At 66.7% G+C, this 16,514-nt stretch carries 17 protein-coding genes; 6 read left to right on the top strand and 11 right to left on the bottom strand.

Annotation, left to right across the window (positions count from 1 at the left end; translation table 11 throughout):
• Positions 1-40: 40 nt before the first annotated feature.
• The 9 genes from AC1D2O_RS17955 to AC1D2O_RS17915 form a co-directional block, all read right to left on the bottom strand.
• Positions 41-820 (bottom strand): enoyl-CoA hydratase, encoded by a 780-nt coding sequence (locus tag AC1D2O_RS17955; protein ID WP_478090008.1) that lies wholly within the window; start codon positions 818-820, stop codon positions 41-43.
• A gap of 48 nt (positions 821-868) precedes the next feature.
• Positions 869-1,579 (bottom strand): ABC transporter ATP-binding protein, encoded by a 711-nt coding sequence (locus AC1D2O_RS17950; RefSeq protein ID WP_478090013.1) that lies wholly within the window; start codon positions 1,577-1,579, stop codon positions 869-871.
• Positions 1,580-1,587: 8 nt separating this feature from the next.
• On the bottom strand, positions 1,588-2,397 hold the full coding sequence (locus AC1D2O_RS17945; protein ID WP_478090007.1) for an ABC transporter ATP-binding protein: 810 nt from the start codon (positions 2,395-2,397) through the stop codon (positions 1,588-1,590).
• 21 nt (positions 2,398-2,418) lie between these two features.
• The gene (locus AC1D2O_RS17940; protein WP_478090006.1) at positions 2,419-3,408 is read right to left on the bottom strand and encodes a branched-chain amino acid ABC transporter permease; all 990 of its coding nucleotides are present in this window, start codon (positions 3,406-3,408) and stop codon (positions 2,419-2,421) included.
• Between the two features lie 23 nt (positions 3,409-3,431).
• A complete protein-coding gene (locus AC1D2O_RS17935; protein WP_442283445.1) occupies positions 3,432-4,346 on the bottom strand; it encodes a branched-chain amino acid ABC transporter permease in 915 nt (304 codons plus the stop codon).
• Between the two features lie 60 nt (positions 4,347-4,406).
• Entirely contained in the window at positions 4,407-5,534 is a 1,128-nt protein-coding gene (locus tag AC1D2O_RS17930; protein WP_478090005.1) for an ABC transporter substrate-binding protein, read from the bottom strand.
• Between the two features lie 64 nt (positions 5,535-5,598).
• Complete coding sequence (locus tag AC1D2O_RS17925) at positions 5,599-6,204, bottom strand: peroxidase-related enzyme (RefSeq protein WP_478090004.1); 606 nt, start codon at positions 6,202-6,204, stop codon at positions 5,599-5,601.
• The gene (locus AC1D2O_RS17920) at positions 6,201-6,716 is read right to left on the bottom strand and encodes a CMD domain-containing protein (RefSeq protein WP_478090003.1); all 516 of its coding nucleotides are present in this window, start codon (positions 6,714-6,716) and stop codon (positions 6,201-6,203) included. The genes AC1D2O_RS17925 and AC1D2O_RS17920 overlap by 4 nt, the downstream gene beginning before the upstream one ends.
• A gap of 47 nt (positions 6,717-6,763) precedes the next feature.
• The gene (locus AC1D2O_RS17915) at positions 6,764-8,215 is read right to left on the bottom strand and encodes a SidA/IucD/PvdA family monooxygenase (RefSeq protein WP_478090002.1); all 1,452 of its coding nucleotides are present in this window, start codon (positions 8,213-8,215) and stop codon (positions 6,764-6,766) included.
• Positions 8,216-8,539: 324 nt separating this feature from the next.
• On the opposite strand from AC1D2O_RS17915, the gene AC1D2O_RS17910 reads away from it, so the two are divergent.
• Positions 8,540-8,998, top strand: a complete 459-nt coding sequence (locus tag AC1D2O_RS17910; protein ID WP_478093155.1) for an Lrp/AsnC family transcriptional regulator — start codon at positions 8,540-8,542, stop codon at positions 8,996-8,998.
• 48 nt (positions 8,999-9,046) lie between these two features.
• Here AC1D2O_RS17910 and AC1D2O_RS17905 read toward each other — a convergent pair whose 3' ends face one another.
• Entirely contained in the window at positions 9,047-9,940 is an 894-nt protein-coding gene (locus AC1D2O_RS17905) for a LysR family transcriptional regulator (RefSeq protein ID WP_478157648.1), read from the bottom strand.
• 88 nt (positions 9,941-10,028) lie between these two features.
• Here AC1D2O_RS17905 and AC1D2O_RS17900 point away from each other — a divergent pair, with 88 nt between their 5' ends.
• The 4 genes from AC1D2O_RS17900 to AC1D2O_RS17885 all read left to right on the top strand — a co-directional run bounded on the left by AC1D2O_RS17900 (position 10,029) and on the right by AC1D2O_RS17885 (position 13,902).
• Positions 10,029-11,255, top strand: coding sequence for a CaiB/BaiF CoA transferase family protein (locus tag AC1D2O_RS17900; protein ID WP_478157647.1), 1,227 nt, complete (start codon positions 10,029-10,031; stop codon positions 11,253-11,255).
• Entirely contained in the window at positions 11,252-11,737 is a 486-nt protein-coding gene (locus AC1D2O_RS17895; RefSeq protein ID WP_478157646.1) for a MaoC family dehydratase, read from the top strand. Before AC1D2O_RS17900 ends, AC1D2O_RS17895 begins: the two co-directional genes overlap by 4 nt.
• Before the next feature lie 177 nt (positions 11,738-11,914).
• Positions 11,915-12,919 (top strand): Bug family tripartite tricarboxylate transporter substrate binding protein, encoded by a 1,005-nt coding sequence (locus tag AC1D2O_RS17890; protein ID WP_478157645.1) that lies wholly within the window; start codon positions 11,915-11,917, stop codon positions 12,917-12,919.
• An 11-nt stretch (positions 12,920-12,930) separates the two neighbouring features.
• Positions 12,931-13,902: a Bug family tripartite tricarboxylate transporter substrate binding protein gene (locus AC1D2O_RS17885; protein ID WP_478157644.1), complete on the top strand. Its 972-nt coding sequence runs from the start codon at positions 12,931-12,933 to the stop codon at positions 13,900-13,902.
• 81 nt (positions 13,903-13,983) lie between these two features.
• On the opposite strand, the gene AC1D2O_RS17880 is transcribed toward AC1D2O_RS17885, so the two are convergent.
• Complete coding sequence (locus AC1D2O_RS17880) at positions 13,984-14,619, bottom strand: TetR/AcrR family transcriptional regulator (RefSeq protein ID WP_478157643.1); 636 nt, start codon at positions 14,617-14,619, stop codon at positions 13,984-13,986.
• 217 nt (positions 14,620-14,836) lie between these two features.
• Between AC1D2O_RS17880 and AC1D2O_RS17875 the strand changes: the two genes are divergently transcribed.
• On the top strand, positions 14,837-16,513 hold the full coding sequence (locus tag AC1D2O_RS17875) for a class I adenylate-forming enzyme family protein (protein ID WP_478157642.1): 1,677 nt from the start codon (positions 14,837-14,839) through the stop codon (positions 16,511-16,513).
• The last annotated feature ends 1 nt before the right edge of the window (position 16,514 follow it).

Here is a 16,514-nt window from a genome sequence, read left to right as displayed (position 1 = left end):
ACCCATCCCTTGCAGGCATTCTACGGAACGATGGCGTGGCTCAAGGCGATGAGCGCTTGTCGACGAAGGCCCGCATGTAGCGCTGCGGCTCCCCGGTCGCGAACGCGCTGGCGAACTCGTCCACACCGTGGCTGATCGACGTTTCCAGCGGCTCTTGCTGCCACTCGCGCAGCAGGCGCTTCTGCTGGCGCATCACCGCGGGCCCGTAGGAGGCGAACTGACGCGCCGTCCGGGCCACCTCTTCGTCGAGATCCTCGGGCGCGACCACGGCATCGACCAGCCCCCAGGACAGGGCGCGTGCCGCGTCGATGTTCTCGCCGGTCAGCAAGAGCCAGCTGGCGCGGGCGTTTCCGATCAGCCTGGGCAGCAGCGCGGCATGGATGATCGAGGGAATGCCGACCTTCACCTCCGGCATGCCGAAATGGGCCTGGCTGGAGGCGATCCGGAGGTCGCAGGCGAGCGCGAGCTCCAGGCCGCCGCCGAGGGCCCAGCCCGGAATCCGGGCGATGACCGGTGCCGGAAACTGCCGCACCGCTTCGCAAAGCTGCCTCAGCCGGTCGATGAACCCCTTGGCCGACACGACGTCCAGCCCGCCCATCTCCTTGATGTCGGCGCCGGCGACGAAGGCCTTGTCGCCGGTGCCGCGAAAGACGACCGCCCGCACCTTCGGATCGGCCGCGAGTTGGCGCAGCGCCTGGGTCAGGTCGGTGATGACCGGCGTGCTCAGGATGTTCAGCGACTTCGCTTCGCGGATCGTGACGGTGGCCACGCCTTGGGCGTCGATGGCGACGGCTGCATGCGGGAAGAGTGGATCTGGCATGGCGGGTCTTTCAGAGCTTCTCGAATCCGATGGCCCGGGGCAGGAAGGTCAACCCGCGTGGCCACCCAGATAGGCCGCGCTGACGCGCGCGTCCGTCGCCATGGTAGCCGCATCGCCACTCAGCACGATGCGGCCGCTGTCCATCACATAGGCGTGGTCGGCGACACGAAGTGCGGCGCGCGCGTTCTGTTCGACCAGCAGCACCGCCGTGCCTTCGGCGCGGATGTCGCGCACCAGCTCGAACACCTGCCGCACGACGATCGGCGCCAGGCCCATCGATGGCTCGTCCATCAGCAGCAACCGCGGCCGGCTCATGAGCGCGCGGGCGATGCACAGCATCTGCTGCTCGCCGCCGGACATCGAGCCGGCTTTCTGCGCGATGCGCTCCTTCAGGCGCGGAAAGCGCGTGAGCATGCGCTCGAGGTCGTGCGCGAACTCCGACGCGGGGCGCTTGCCGGCACCGAGCTTCAGGTTCTCGAGCACGGTCATGGCCGAGAAGATCTGCCGGCCTTCGGGCGCCTGGGCCAGGCCGCCGGCCACCACCTCGTGCGGCGGCCGGTTCGTGATGTCCCGGCCTTCGAACATCACCTGGCCCGACGTGACCTTGTAGACGCCCGAGAGCGCGCGCATCAGCGTGGTCTTGCCGACGCCGTTGCTGCCGAGCACGCTGACGATGCCGCTTGTCGGCACTTCGATCGACACGTCGTGCAGGATGGTCTGCTGTCCGATGCGGACCCCGAGATTGCTGACGCGCAGCAGCGCTTCGTTCATGCGGGTTCTCCCAATGGCACGGCGGCCGTCACGGCGGCCGGCGCGTCTTCCTCGACGTCGCTGCCAAGGTAGGCGTCGAGCACCTTCGGGTCTTGCGAGATCACGCCGGGCGGGCCGTCGGCGATCTTCTGGCCCGATGCCATCACCATCACGCGCTCGCACAGGTTCATGACGAAGCCCATGTCGTGCTCGACCAGCAGAATCGTCATGCCTTCGGCCGACAGGGCCCGCACGAAGCTGGCGAGCTCGGCGGTCTCGGTGTCGTTCAGGCCGGCCGCGGGTTCGTCGAGGATCAGCAGCGTCGGCTGCAGCGCGAGCGCCCGCGCGATCTCGAGGTACTTGCGCTTGCCGTAGGACAGATTGGCGGCCAGTTCGCCGGCCAGCGACTCGAGGCCGGTGCGCTCGAGCGCCTGCATGGTGAGGCGGCTGATGCGCTCGGAAATGGCGCGCCGCGCAAACAGGCTGTTCCACGGGCTGTGGCCCACGTGGCCGAGCGCGCCGATCGACACGTTGTCGAACACCGTCACGTTCGGCAGGATGCGCAGGTTCTGGAAGGTGCGCGCGATGCCCAGGCGCGCCACCTCGTGCGGCTTGCGCGCAGAGATCGAGCGCCCTTCGAAGCGCACGTCGCCGGAAGACAGGCGCGTGTAGCTGGTGATCAGGTCGAACAGCGTGGTCTTGCCCGCGCCGTTGGGGCCGATCAGGCCGACGCGTTCGCCCCTGGCGATGTGGCCGCTGAACTCGCCCACGGCGGTCAGGCCGCCGTAGTGCCGCGAGACGTTGTCGATGTCGAGAAGATGGGTCATGTCGTTTGCCTTGGCTCCCGCTCAGCGCCAGCCCAGCTGCCCGTTGGCGCGCCAGGCCGCGCCGAAGCGCTTGCGCACCAGTTCGATGGCCGAGACCTCGCCGAAGAGGCCCTTGGGCCGGAACATGATCGACAGGAACATCACCAGGCCGACGACGATCATGCGGAAGTCGCCGATCGGGCGCATCAGCTCGGGCAGGCCGATCAGCAGCACCGCACCGATGATGGCGCCGGGCACGCTGCCGAGGCCGCCGACCACGATCATCGAGATGATCAGGATCGACTCGGAAAAGCGGAAGTCGGCCGGCGACACGTAGCCGGTGCTGTGCGCCCACAGCGCACCGGCCACGCCGGCGAAGAAGCAGGAGAAGCCGAACACCTGGACCTTCAGCCGCACGACGTTCAGGCCCATGGCCTCGGCGCACTGGTCGTCTTCGCGCACGGCGCGCAGCGCATTGCCGAAGTACGAATGCGAGAGCCGGTGCACGACGGCCACGGTGGCCGCCAGGCACAGCGCCGTGACCAGATAGGCCGCCATGTCGCTGTTGGCCGGCAGGCCCGGCAGGTGCAGCGGCGGGATGCCGCTGATGCCCATCGGCCCGCGGGTGAAGCCGACCCAGTTGAGCAGCGTGACGTGGATGATCTCGCCGACGCCCAGCGTGGCGACCGCGAAGTAGATGCCGACCAGCCGCATCGTCGGCAGCGCCAGCAGGATGCCCGCGCAGGCCGTGACGATGCCGGCCACCGGCAGCGTCAGCCAGACCGGCCAGTGCAGCACCGTCCCCAGCAGCGCCGCGGTGTACGCGCCGATGCCATAGAAGGCCGCATGGCCGAGCGACAGCAGCCCGGTGGTGCCCGTGATGAGGTTGGCGCTGAGCGTCAGGATCGAGAACACGCAGATGGTGGTCGCGATGCGGAAGATGTAGCCGCCGCCGACCAGCAGGCCGAGCGCCGGCACCGCCAGCATCAGCACCGCCAGCAGCGCGAGCGTGAGGGTTCGGGAAGATTTCATGGAGAGAATGAGTGTGCCGGTGCTCAGGCGCGCTCGCGCCCGCCGCCGAACAGGCCGGTCGGGAAGAACACCAGCGTGATCAGCAAGAACAGGTAGGCGACCATGTCGCCCCAGCCCTGCGCGAAGAAGGTGGTGGTCAGCGCCTCGGCCATGCCGAGGATCAGCGCGCAGACGACCGCGCCGCCGATCGAGCTGAGCCCGCCCATCACCATCGCGACGAAGGCCTTCACGCCCGGCGTGAAGCCCATCGACGGAAAGATCGAGCCCTGGTACAGGCCGACCACGAGGCCGGCCACGGCGCCCATCATCGAGCCGATGACGAAGGTCGCGACGATGGTGCGCTCGGTGTTCAGGCCGACGTACATCGCGCCCATCGGATTGTTGGCCACGGCGCGGATCGACAGCCCGATGCGCGTGCGGAACAGCAGGAAGTACAGGCCCGCCAGCATGACGATCGACAGGCCGAAGATCACGAACTGGCCGCTGGAGAAGGAGATCGGGCCGATCTCGATCGGCGTCATCAGCAGATACGCCTGCGGAATCGTCTGCATGCTCGCCCCGAAGAACTTCTCGACCAGCTCGCGGATGACGATCGACAGCGCCAGCGACGACAGCAGCGTCGCCTCGCGGATCGCCTTCGACTTCAGCGAGGCTTCGTCCCGGAAGCGGCGGAACGGCCGGAAGGCGATGCGCTCCAGGCTGAAGCCCAGCGCCGCGCCCACGGCCAGCACGAACAGCAGCACCGCGAACAGCGGCGGCGCCGTGCTCGTGATGAACAGCAGGCCGGCGTAGGCGCCGAGCATGTAGATCTCGCCGTGGGCGAAGTTGACGACGTTGAGCACACCGAAGATCAGCGTGAAGCCGATCGCCATCAGTGCGTAGACGAGCCCGAGGCTCAGCCCGTTCGCGAGCTGCTGCACCAAGATTGCATCGAACATATTCTTCCTTGACGTGCGAGGCGCGGGAACCGCCCCGCCCTCCTCCTGCGGCCGATGGCTCTACTGGGCGACGACGGTGAAGGCGCCCGAGCGGACTTCCATGCGGGTCAGGCCCTTGGACGGTTCGCGCGTCTTCGGGTCGAAGGTGGTGTCGCCGGTGACGCCCGGGAAGCCCTTGGTGGCGGCGAGCGCGTCGCGCACCTTCTGGCGCGTCGGGTTCGGGCCTGCCGCAACGATGGCATCGAGCATGATGTTGGTGGCGTCGAAGGCCTGCGCCGCGAACATGCTGGGCTCGGCGCTGTAGTGCTTCTTGTAGTCGTCGACGAAGGCCTTGACCTTCGGCGCCGGGTTGCTCGCCACGAAGGTGGTCGGGAACTTCACGCCGTCCGCGCTCGGGCCGGCCAGCTCGATGAGCTTGGGCGCGTACATCGACGAGGCGCCGTAGGTCGGCGTCTTGACGCCGAGCTGCGTGCGCTGCTGCAGGAACGAGGCACCTTCCTCGTAGAACATGAACATCACGATTGCATCGGGCTTGTCGCGGCTCTGCTTGGTGATGATCGAGCGGAAGTCGCGGTTGCCCGGGTTGAAGAACTCGGTGCTCGTGATCTGCGTGCCCGCGGCCTTCGCGGCTTCGGTGAAGGCCTTCACGGCGCTCAGGCCCCAGTCGTTCTGGATCGCGACGACCGCGTACTTCTTCAGGCCGTTCTCGGCCAGCCACTTGGCGATGAAGGGCGACTCGATGTCCATCGTCGTGATGTTGCGAAACTGCCAGTCGCTGATCTTCAGGAAGTCGGGATGCGACGCGGTCTGCGACAGCTGCGGCAGCTTCTGCTGCGCATAGACCTGGCCGGCGGCCATCGACACGGTGGAGTTGAAGTCGCCCAGCACGCCCACGATGGCCGGGTCGTCGGCGAATTTCTTCGCGATGTTCACGCCTTCCTTGGCGTCGCTCTTGCTGTCCTCGAAGCGGATCTCGACCGTGCTGCCCTTGAGCTTGCCGGCCTTGTTGAAGTCTCCCAGCGCGAGATTGGCCGAGTTCTTGAACAGCGTGCCGTACTGCGAGTTGTCACCCGACAGCGGCAGCTGGTAGCCGATCACGATCTTGTTCTGCGCGAAAGCGGCCGACGCCGCCAGCGCGAGGCCGGCGGCCAGCAGGGCGGGCGCCGCCGTGCGGAGGATGGATTTCATGGAAGCTCCTGGAAAGAGGAAGAACGGGAGACGAGACAGGGGAAAGCGCTGGGGCTGCGGCGCGTCATGCGGGTGCCGCTTCGGCCGGCGCAGGAAAGATCGGCTCGCCGAGGTTCAGCATCAGGCGGTTGGCCCAGGCGAAGAGCGCCACCGAATGGACCAGGTCGAGCACTTCCAGGTCGCTCAGGCCCACGGCCTTGAGCGCCTGCACATGCTCGGCGGACAGCGCGTCGGGCCGCAGCGTGAGTTCGGCCGAGAACTGGACGATGGCCTTCTCGCGCGCGCTGGTGCCGGCGGTGGCCGGGTCCTCGAAGACCTGCTCGATCACGTCACGGCGCTTGGCCAGTTGCTCGAAGCGCTGCGCATGGACCGAGGTGCAGTACACGCAGCCGTTGATGCGCGATTCCACCGTGGCGCCGAGTTCGCGCTCTGCGCGCGGCATGCCGCCGGGCGCGAACATGATCGCGTTGAAGGCGATGGAGCGCTGCAGCAGGATTTCCGGCTGGTGCGCCAGCAGCAGGAAGTAGGCCGACTGCTTGGCCGTCGGGCTCATCTCGTCGAGCGCGGCGATCTGCTCGGGCGTGGCGCTTTCGAGCTGCACGGTGTCGAGCCAGGAGGCCCAATCGAGCACCTCGTTGGTGAAGCCGTTGATCTGGATGACGCCGCTCATTTCGCGCCCTCCGCGGCGGCCATCGCCTGCAGGCCTGCCACGACGCGCACCTGATAGGAGAGAAAGGCGACGAGCTGCGCCAGCGCGACGATGGCCGGCGTGCTCAGGCCGGCGCGGACCAGCGCCTGCACCGCATCGCGGTCGCCCTCGATCGGGCGCTCGATCAGCTTGGTGGTGAAGCCGAGGATGGTTTCGATGCGCGAATCGCCGAGCGCGGCGGTGCGGCCGGCACCGACGGCGTCGATCAGCGCGGGGTCGGCCTTCTCGGCGAGCAGGCGTTCGCGGTAGTGCGCGCTCAGGCTGGTCGACTTCGACAGGCGGCAGGCGTGAAAGGCGGTGAGCAGCCGCTCGACGACCGAGATGCCTTCGACCTCGGGCGTGAACATGCCTTCGTAGCTCGCCTGCGTGGCGGCCACCACCTTGGTGCGTTGGTGGCGCACGGCGTGCGTCGTCTGCGATGCCGCGAGCGGCACGGCGTGGTCGATCACGTCGACGGGGGAAGAAATTGTCATGTGGGGTCCTGGAGGGTTGAAACGTCGAAAATGAGAAAAGCGCGCGCTCAGGCGGCCACCCACTCGTCGCCGAGGAGTTCCGGATCGTCGTAGGCCTCGAGCCGCGCGAAGTGGTGCTCGAAGTCCTCACGGTAGAACAGGCTCGCGATGCCGTTCGCCAGCCGTCGTGCGCCGTCGCTGATGGCCGGGATATCGCCGGACACGGCGCCGTGCGAGAGTACCGCCGGGTAGCAGAAGCAATGGATGCGGTCCAGGCCGGGGCAGGCGCCCGTGGTCTTCTCCTGCAGTTCGAAGATCGGCCCGAGGTCGGGCGAGTCGGCCAGTTCCGGGTCGTCCTGGCCGGGCGCGTGGGTGAAGCGGTCCTTCCAGGCACGCACGTGCGGCGCGATGGCCGCGTACTCGGGGCGCACGCTCCAGTCGATGCGAAAGCCGGTCGACACGATCAGGAAGTCGAAGACGAACTCGCCCCTGGGCGTGCTCGCGCGCAGGGCCTGGCCGTCCGGCTCGACCGACAGGATCGGGCAGCCGAAGTTGAAGCGCGCGTTCGGATGACGCGACACGCGCAGCGTGCTGCCGTGCGGCGGCGGCACGTTCGATACGTTGATGTAGTGGCGCAGGCGCCATTTCAGTTCGTCGGGCAGGTCGAAGTGCCCGTGCGTCAGGCCCGGCACGCCGGCGCCCTTGGACTTGTTGATGCGCGGCAGGTCGTCGCGGCGGATCAGCAGGTCGACGCTCTTTGCGCCCGCTTCCAGTGCCGTCGCCGCGCTGTCCATGGCCGAGGAGCCGGCGCCGATCACGCCCACGCGCAGTCCTTCGAGGCGACCGTAGTCCATCACGTCGGAGGAATGTGCCCAGCGCGTGCGGTCGAGCGCCCGCACAAAGGCCGGAATGGCAGGGCCGCCGAGCCCGTCGCGGCCGGTGGCCAGCACCACGCGGCGCGCCAGCGTGCGCGATGCGCCGCCCGGCGTCTGCAGGTCAAGCAGCACCTTGCCGTCGGCACGCGGTGCGATGGCGGTGATGGCGGTGTCGTTGCGCACGTCGACCGACATCACGCGGCGGTACCAGCGCAGGTAGTCCATCCACTGCAGGCGCGGAATCTTGTCGAGCCGGGTCCAGGCGTCGGCACCGAACTGCGCCTCGAACCAGGCACGGAAGGTCAGTGCCGGCAGGCCGAGCGCCGGACCGGTGAGTTCCTTGGGCGAGCGCAGCGTCTCCATGCGCGCGGTACTCGCCCAGGGGCCTTCGAAGTCGCGCGGCGCGCGGTCGAAGACCACCGCGTGGATGCCCTGCTGGGCCAGCGCAGCCGCCGCGGCCAGGCCGGCCTGGCCCGCGCCGATGATGGCGACGTCGAGCACGGACAGGCCATCTTCGGCCGCTTGCTGCGGCATCCAGTCGCGTGCCGGCCAGCCCAGGCATTCGAGATCCTGGGCCAGGCGCTGCTCGAGCGCGGCCAGTCCGCCGGGTGCGGCCTGGGAATGGGAAAGAGAAGGGATGGTCATTGGATAAATATCGTATCCGGGCGATCAGTCGATGCCGATGTGAGCCGCCTTGGCGAGCTCGGCCCGGTTCGGCGGGAGATCAGTGATCAGTGAGCAGGTCATTCGGTTCTCAGCAGAAAAGAAAAGCGACACCTTGCAAAGGCAATGTCTATGCCAAGTAGTAAGTTATGAGCGGATGATGGGCGATTCGCAAATATAACTTTGCGCTATATTCATATAGCCTGGAAAATTATTCCAACCAAGCCCCGAGTGCCCATTGTGCGCGATCCGGATGCGAGCAAAATATTACTCACCCACCGCAGAAATTTGGATTGGAATACTTCGATGGACAAGATCGACAAGGCCATCCTGGAAGTGCTGCAAGACGACGCGAGCGCCTCGCTGCAGGGCATCAGCGAACAGGTGGGCCTGTCGGCGACGCCCTGCTGGCGGCGCATCCAGCGGCTCGAGCGCGAGGGCTATATCCGTCAGCGCGTGGCGCTGCTCGATCCCGGCAAGCTCAACGTGGGCGTGACGGTGTTCGTCGCCATTCGCACCAGCCAGCACAACGACAAGTGGTTCAAGCGCTTCAGCAGCGTGGTGGCGGCCATCCCGCAGATCGTCGAGTTCTACCGGATGAGCGGCGACACCGACTACCTGCTGCGGGTGGTGGTGCCGGACATCGCGGCCTACGACGCGGTCTACAAGCGGTTGATCCGCGAGATCGAGTTGTCCGACGTGAGTTCGAGCTTTGCCATGGAGCAGATCAAGTACACGACGGCCTTGCCGCTCGACTACGCCTGAGCTCGCCGCAGTCGCCGTGGCGCGCCGCCTGCGCCATGGAGGCAGCCGCTACTCGCCCGGCAACTCCAGCACGCTCTCCAGGAAGCGCTGCGCCGCGGAGGTCTGGCCGCCCGGCGGCAGCGCCAGGGCGATCCCGATCGCCGTCTGCGCGCCCGGCCCCGTGAGCGGCTTGAAGACGATCCTGCGCGTCGCGTGCCGCGCTGCGACCGAGGGCACCAGCGCCACGCCCAGGCCGCTTTCCACCAGGCTGATCAGCGTCTGCACCTGAACCGCCTCCTGCTGCACGTTCGGCATGAAGCCGGCCTGCTGGCAGGCCAGCAGCGCCGCGGCATGCAGGCCGGGCACTTCCATCGCGCCGTACATCACGAAGGTCTCCGGCGCGAGGTCCGCCAGCGTGAGCCGACGCCGCCGCGCCAGCGGATGATCGACCGACAGCGCCGCCATGAACACATCGCGCTCGGCCGGAAAGATGCGCGCCTTGCAGGCGCGGCCGATGGGGAAGCGCACCAGCCCCACATCGACATCGCCGCTCTCCACCATCCCGACGATGCGCGCCGTGGTCGACTCGGCCAGTTGCAGCTGCACGCCCGGATAGCGCTGCCTGAAGCGCGGCAGCAGGCGCGGCATCAGTGCATAAGTGGCCGAGCCCACGAAGCCCACGCGCAGGATGCCCGCCTCGCCGCGTGAGGCGGCCTGCGCCGCGAGCGCGAACTGCTCGGTGTGGAACACCGCGCGGCGCGCATTCTCCAGCGCGGCCGCGCCGGCCGGTGTCAACTCGGTGCCGCGCCGGTTGCGCACGAACAGCGGCACGCCCACCTGCTCCTCCAGCCGCCGTATCGACGCCGACAGCGGCGGCTGAGCCATGTGCAGCCGCTCGGCCGCGCGGTGGAAGTTGAGCGTCTCGGCCAGGGCGATGAAGTGACGAAGCTGGCGTGCATCCATGATCTCTGAAAGGTATCACAGAGCAGTAATTTGATATTGGACGGCAACGAATCCGCTTCGCAGAATGCGCCCAGGAGACAAACAGACGATGCTGCCCCTGCAAGGCGTGAAGGTGCTCGACCTCTCGAGCGTGGTGTTCGGTCCGCTGGCGAGCCAGGCGTTGGCCGACTACGGTGCCGAGGTGATCAAGATCGAGCCGCCCGAGGGCGATTCGACCCGCCACACCGGTCCGGCCACCGAGGCCGGCATGTCGGCGATGTTCCTCGGCAGCAACCGCAGCAAGAAGAGCGTGGTGCTCGACCTCAAGCGCCCGGCGGCCCGCGAGGCGCTGATGGCGCTGCTCGCCGACGCCGACGTGTTCATGCACAGCATGCGGCCGCAGAAGCTGGCCCCGCTGGGCATCGATCCCGAGGCGCTCATGGCCCGCTTTCCGCGCCTGGTCTATGCCGGCCTGCACGGCTTCGCGCAGGGCGGCCCTTATGCGGGGCGGCCGGCCTACGACGACGTGATCCAGGGCATGTCGGGCCTGGCGGCCTTGATGGCGCAGCAGGGCGGCGAGGCGCGCTACCTGCCCACCATCGCCGCCGACAAGACCTGCGCACTGGTCGGCGCGCAAGCCATCCTGGCGGCGCTGTTCCGGCGCGAGCGCACGGGGCGCGGCGCGTTCGTGGAGATTCCGATGTTCGAGACCATGGTGGCCTTCAACCTCGTCGAGCACATGTATGGCCGGCACTTCGAGCCGCCGCTCGGCCCCGCCGGCTATCCGCGCGTGCTCACGCCGTGGCGGCGCCCGTGGCGCACGGCCGACGGGCACATCTGCATGATGCCGTACACCAGCCAGCACTGGCAGCGCTTCTTCGCCGAAGTCGGCGAGCCCGGCCTGGCTGCGGACCCGCGCTTCGCCGACATGGCGGCGCGCACGCGCCACATCGGCGAACTGCTGGCACTGGCGGGTGGATTCGTCGCCCGCGGCACCACCGCGCACTGGCTCGCCACCTGCGAGCGGCTGGAGATCCCGGCCGCACCGATCCGCCATCTCGACGAGTTGCCCGACGACCCGCATCTGACGGCGACCGGCTTCTTCACCGAACTGGAAGACACGCACATGGGATCGATGCGCTTTCCCGGCGTGCCCGTGAAGTTCGACGGCCAGCGCCCCGCGGTCGGCATGCCGCCGCGTCTTGGCGAGCACACGCGCCAGAGCCTCGCAGCCGCGGGCCTGTCGCCTTCCCGGATCGACGCGTTGATTGCCGACGGCGCGGCGGGCGCCACGGCCCCCGTACCCACCACCACGCCCACGGAGAACCAGAGATGAACGCCCCCCCCGACCGCTCGCCCGAGCACGCCGCCCTGCCCCGCCTGGGCCAGGGCTTCGTCTGGCAGGACCTCGCGGTCGGCCAGCGCCTGCGCACCTTCCGCCGCACCGTCACCGAGACCGACCTGGTCAACTTCATCGGCGTGACCGGCATGCTCGAGGCGATCTTCATCGATGCCGACTACGAAGGCAGCGCCATCGCGGGCCGGCCGGTGCCGGCCGCCCTGACCTACACGCTGATCGAAGGCTTCATCCTGCAGACCATGATCCAGGGCACGGGGCTCGCGATGCTCGAGCTGGTGCAGAAGATCCATGCCCCGGTGCTCGTCGGCGACAGCATCGAGGCGGCGATCGAAGTCACCGGCATCCGGCCGACGTCGAAGGGCGGCCGCGCCATCGTCGATTCGCGCATCGAGGTCTTCAACCAGCATGGCCGGTGCGTCATGCACTACGACGCGCGCCGCCTTCTCGCAGGCCGCTGAGATGGAAATCCCCCCGATGCGCCTGGCGGCGCCTCCCCCCAGGGGGCGATACCAGCGGCCTGGCAAAGCCAGATCCGCGGTATCCCTGGGCTTGGCTGCGCCGGTTTCATACGGCGCGGGGCACGCGCAGCGTGGCGGACCCGTGAGCTTCAAGAACATCATCGGAGACCCAAAGACATGTCAATCCTCTTTCATCGCCTAGCGACGCGGCGCGCAGCCACCCTGGCCGCGAGCGCCGCACTGCTCGCGCTCGCTGGCCCGTGTGCCTTCGCGCAAACCCCGGCGGCCTACCCGACCAAGCCGATCACGATGGTCGTGCCCTTCCCGCCCGGCGGGCCCACCGACCTGGTCGCGCGGGTGCTCGCGCAGAAGCTCGGCGAGCAGCTGGGCCAGAACATCCTGGTCGACAACCGCGGCGGCGCCAACGGGAACATCGGCGCGCAGATGGTCGCCAAGGCACCGGCCGACGGCTACACCCTCCTCTACAACACCTCGTCCATCACGCTGAGCCCCGCGCTCTACAAGAGCGTGTCGTACGACGTGCAGAAGGATTTCGCACCGGTCGCGCTGGTGGCCGTGGTGCCGCTCGCGCTGGTCGCGCACCCGTCGGTCCCGGCCAACAACGTCAAGGAGTTCGTGGCCTACGCCAAGGCGCATCCGGGCAAGCTCTCGTACGGCTCCGCGGGCAACGGCAACGTCACGCACCTGGGCGCGTTCCAGTTCGTGCAGGCCAACGGCATCGATGCCACGCACGTGCCGTACAAGGGCAGCGCGCCGGCCGACGTCGACCTGGTCGGCAACCAGATCCAGTTCATGACCGACACCGTCAATTCGGTGATGGGCTTCGTGCGCGACAAGCGGCTGAAGATGCTGGCGGTGACCACGGCCAGGCGCATGTCGCTGTTTCCCGATGTGCCCACGCTCGCGGAGTCCGGCATGCCGGGCTTCGAAGTGGGCGCCTGGCAGGGCGTGATGGTGCCCGCCGGCACGCCGCCGGCCGTGGTGGAGCGGCTGAACGCAGAGATCGTCAAGGCGCTCAAGTCGCCCGACGTGCGCGAGCGCCTGGCGCTGCAGGGCGCCGAGCCGCTGGGCTCCACGCCCCAGGAATACGGCGCCTATGTGAAGAAGGAACTGGTCCGCTGGGCCGGTGTCGTCAAGGCCACGGGCGTGACGCTCGACTGAAGGTGAAGCACATGACCGCCCGTCCTCTCTTCATGGCGCCGCTGCTGGCGCTGGGCCTGGTGCTCGGCGCGGACCATGCGGCCGCCCAGGACTTCCCGTCGAAGCCCATCAAGTTCGTCGTGCCGTTCCCGCCGGGCAGCGGCACCGACACCTCGGCGCGCTACTTCGGCCGCAAGCTCGGCGAGCTTACCGGCCAGCCGGTGGTGGTCGAGAACAAGCCCGGCGCCAACGGCTTCATCGCGGTGAAGGCCGTGCTCGGTGCTCCGGCCGACGGCTACACCGTCTTCGTCGGCAGCAACTCGACGCTGGCGGTCAACGCGGCGCTGTTCAAGTCGCTGCCTTACGACCCCGTCGCCGACCTCGCGCCGCTCACGATGATGATGCGCGCGCCGGCGCTGATCGTGGTGCCCGGCAACTCGGCATACAAGACGCTGCCCGAACTGATCGCCGGCGCGAAGGCCAAGCCGGGCGCGCTCAACTACGGCGCGGGTTCGGCGGGCTACCAACTGATGTCCGAGCTCTTCAACGACGCCGCCAGGGTGCAGACCAGCCACGTCCCGTTCAAGGGTGCGGGCGAGGCGGTGATCGCGGTCGTGGCGGGCACGGTCGACATGGCCTTCGCCGAGATCACCAGCGTGCAGGAGCTCACCAAGTCGGGCAAGCTGCATGCGCTCGCCGTGGCCGCCGACAAGCGCATACCCGCGCTGCCCTCGGTGCCCACGGCCGGCGAGGCAGGCCTGCCGGGCTTCGCGGCCTACACCTGGGTCGGCGCGATGGTCTCGGCCAGGACGCCGAAGGCCGAAACGGACAGGCTGGCGGCGCTGCTCACGAAGATCGAGACGATGCCCGAGACGCGCGAGTTCTACGAGCGCATCGGCGCCGAGGTCATGCAGGGCGGTCCGGACGAGATGCGCGCCTTCCAGGCGAGCGAGATCCAGCTGTGGAAGCGCATCGCGGTCAAGGCGAATGTCGAACAGCAATAGCCCCAAGCCCGAGAAGTAGAACAAGGGACAAGGGGCCCGGACACCCCAGCAGCGGCGCAACGGCCGCAGCCGCCCCCCGCCTCAGGGCGCCGTCGCCAAGCGGACAATCGCGCCAAGGGCCGCTTGCTTCAGTCCGGCGAGCTCCTGGTGCTTCGGGCGAGAGTGGGCGAGATAGAGCATCAGGCCCTGTATCTGCGCCACGATCAGCGCGCCCCGGAGTTCGGCTTGAGCCGGCGGGAGCTGGGGTGCCAGAGAGCGGATGAGGTTGCGGAACACCTTGCGCGCGCGCGTCACGATCTTGTCGAGCACCTCCGCCGCGAAGGCGTTTCGGTTGGCGAGCGCAAACACCTCGCACAGCACGCTGTTCGATTCTGTCGTGCTGAGCTCATCGAGGAAGTGATCGATCACGGCCTCGAACTTGGCGAGTCCCGAGTCGTCGAGCCCCGACCCCACCTGCCGGTCGACGAAGGCCTGGTATTCCTGCAGGGTTTGCAGCAACAACGCTTCGAGCAACGCGTCCTTGCTCGGGAAGTAGTGCTGGACGGTGGACAGACTGACGTCGACCTGCGCGGCGATGTTGCGCATCGCCAGACCCGAGTAGCCCTCGCTCGCAAAGACGGTGCGGGCCGCCGCAAGAATGCTGCGGGCGCGTTCGTGGCCTTTGCCGGTGGTTTCCGACCGCTTGCTGCGGAGCTTGGGTTCTGTGTCTGCGCTCATGCCCTTACGCTTTTTTTAAAAATTGCCGAACGGAGGATTGTGGCTCATGTTGACAGCAACCCCGATTTCCCTACAATCGATCGCAAACTAGGTCACATGACCCATTCGACGATTTCGCAAGAAGCAAGGCACGTTCGATTCCCGGTCTGGAATGAGCGGCCATTGGTCCAGCCCACCCTCGTCAAATTCGATTTTTATAAAACAAATAGAGGCAAAAATGGAAAAAGCGACCCCCAACTTATATGAAGGTCTGTCCTACGTCGAGAACGATGTGAATTGGGGCGTCGAACCCATGCCGCCGACGCCGGAGGAGAATTTCTATGACGCCATCAGGGAATCGTCCCGCCGATTCCCATCGAAGACCGCTCTGGTTTCCTGTGAGAAGAAAATTTCCTACAGGGAAATGGACCAGATGTCCGACAAATTCGCGACCGCACTCGCGGATTTGGGTGTCAAGAAAGGAGACCGCGTCTGCGTCATGACGCCGGTCTCGGCCCAGAGCGTCATCGCCTTTCACGCCATCCTCAAGATTGGCGCCATCGCGGTGCCGGTCAACCTGATGTTCAAGACCGATGAACTGGCGCATGTCCTGAACGATTCGGGCGCCCTGGCCATCGTCTTTCTGGATGCATTTTATCCCCTCATCCAAAAGGTGAAGGCAAGCACCGGGCTTCGCCACGTCATCAGCGTTCACCTGGCCGACATTTCCGAACCGGGATGCTGGATTCCACCCGCAATGAATCCGGAAAAGAAAATCATGCCGGATGCGATTGATTTCATGGATTGCATCGAAAATTACCCGACCCATCCGCCGGCAGTGGCCGTCGATCCGAAAGAGGATATGGCCCTGTTGATCTACACGGCCGGCACCTCGGGGCCACCGAAGGGGGTCATGCTGAGCCACTTCAACATGGCGCATGCAAACCTTTCCCATTGCCAGCCAATTGGAATATCGCACAACGATGTGAATTTGCATCTGCTGCCGATGTTCCACATCGGCGGCTATTATCTATTCTTGCATCCAACGCTTTACAAGGGCGGGACAGTCGTTCTCATGCCCATGTTCGAGCCCGGCAAGTATCTGGATTATCTTCATCGATATGAAGTCACCACCATGCTCGGTATACCGACCATGTTCATCGCGTTGCTGAATCACCCGGACCTTTCCAGGCACGACCTGCGCCGGCTGCGCGTCTGCATCGCCGCCGGGGCGCCGGTCCCCGCGGAGGTTCAGCGGCTGTGGAAGGAAAAGACCGGCGTGGAACTGACCCAGGGTTGGGGAATGACCGAATGCAACGCCGGCGCGATCGTGAACATCCAGAACAAGAAGAGCAATGCATCCATTGGCGTTCCCACCAATGGAGAAGTGAAGGTCGTGAACCCGGAAACCAGGGCCATGGTTCCGATCGGGGAGACGGGCGAAATCATGTACCGCAGCCCGCAAACCTCGAAGGGCTACTGGAACAAGCCCGAGGAATCCAAGGCGACCTTCCAGCCCGACGGCTGGGTCCGCACCGGCGATGCCGGGTATATGGACAAGGACGGCTTCATTTTCTTTGTCGACCGGATCAAGGATCTGATCATCGCCTCCGGCCACAACATATCTCCATTCGATGTCGAATCAACCGTCATGAAGCACCCGGCCGTATTGGAGGTCGCCGTCATAGGCGTACCTGACGACTACCGGGGCGAATCGGTGAAAGCCTATGTCGTGCTCAAGGAAGGCGATATGGAGCCAGTGACGGCGGAGGACATCATTGAGTACTGCAAGGAGAATATGTCGACCTATCAGGTTCCTCGATCGGTTGAATTCATCAAGACCCTGCCCAAGAGCGCCGTCGGAAAGGTTCTGAGAAGAGAATTGAGAAAGCTGGAGCAAGAGAAATCTGCGTAAC

This window comes from Variovorax sp. P1_G12, from assembly GCF_056405555.1.
This window is presented reverse-complemented; position numbering and strand designations above follow the sequence as displayed.

What these genes read in the sequence shown, in the direction of transcription:
- AC1D2O_RS17880 (WP_478157643.1), bottom strand. Translation starts at nt 14,619, where the DNA reads ATGAGCGCAGACACAGAACCCAAGCTCCGCAGCAAGCGGTCGGAAACC.
- AC1D2O_RS17875 (WP_478157642.1), top strand. Translation starts at nt 14,837, where the DNA reads ATGGAAAAAGCGACCCCCAACTTATATGAAGGTCTGTCCTACGTCGAG.
- AC1D2O_RS17945 (WP_478090007.1), bottom strand. Translation starts at nt 2,397, where the DNA reads ATGACCCATCTTCTCGACATCGACAACGTCTCGCGGCACTACGGCGGC.
- AC1D2O_RS17925 (WP_478090004.1), bottom strand. Translation starts at nt 6,204, where the DNA reads ATGAGCGGCGTCATCCAGATCAACGGCTTCACCAACGAGGTGCTCGAT.
- AC1D2O_RS17955 (WP_478090008.1), bottom strand. Translation starts at nt 820, where the DNA reads ATGCCAGATCCACTCTTCCCGCATGCAGCCGTCGCCATCGACGCCCAA.
- AC1D2O_RS17940 (WP_478090006.1), bottom strand. Translation starts at nt 3,408, where the DNA reads ATGAAATCTTCCCGAACCCTCACGCTCGCGCTGCTGGCGGTGCTGATG.
- AC1D2O_RS17935 (WP_442283445.1), bottom strand. Translation starts at nt 4,346, where the DNA reads ATGTTCGATGCAATCTTGGTGCAGCAGCTCGCGAACGGGCTGAGCCTC.
- AC1D2O_RS17890 (WP_478157645.1), top strand. Translation starts at nt 11,915, where the DNA reads ATGTCAATCCTCTTTCATCGCCTAGCGACGCGGCGCGCAGCCACCCTG.
- AC1D2O_RS17900 (WP_478157647.1), top strand. Translation starts at nt 10,029, where the DNA reads ATGCTGCCCCTGCAAGGCGTGAAGGTGCTCGACCTCTCGAGCGTGGTG.
- AC1D2O_RS17910 (WP_478093155.1), top strand. Translation starts at nt 8,540, where the DNA reads ATGGACAAGATCGACAAGGCCATCCTGGAAGTGCTGCAAGACGACGCG.
- AC1D2O_RS17885 (WP_478157644.1), top strand. Translation starts at nt 12,931, where the DNA reads ATGACCGCCCGTCCTCTCTTCATGGCGCCGCTGCTGGCGCTGGGCCTG.
- AC1D2O_RS17905 (WP_478157648.1), bottom strand. Translation starts at nt 9,940, where the DNA reads ATGGATGCACGCCAGCTTCGTCACTTCATCGCCCTGGCCGAGACGCTC.
- AC1D2O_RS17930 (WP_478090005.1), bottom strand. Translation starts at nt 5,534, where the DNA reads ATGAAATCCATCCTCCGCACGGCGGCGCCCGCCCTGCTGGCCGCCGGC.
- AC1D2O_RS17895 (WP_478157646.1), top strand. Translation starts at nt 11,252, where the DNA reads ATGAACGCCCCCCCCGACCGCTCGCCCGAGCACGCCGCCCTGCCCCGC.
- AC1D2O_RS17920 (WP_478090003.1), bottom strand. Translation starts at nt 6,716, where the DNA reads ATGACAATTTCTTCCCCCGTCGACGTGATCGACCACGCCGTGCCGCTC.
- AC1D2O_RS17915 (WP_478090002.1), bottom strand. Translation starts at nt 8,215, where the DNA reads ATGACCATCCCTTCTCTTTCCCATTCCCAGGCCGCACCCGGCGGACTG.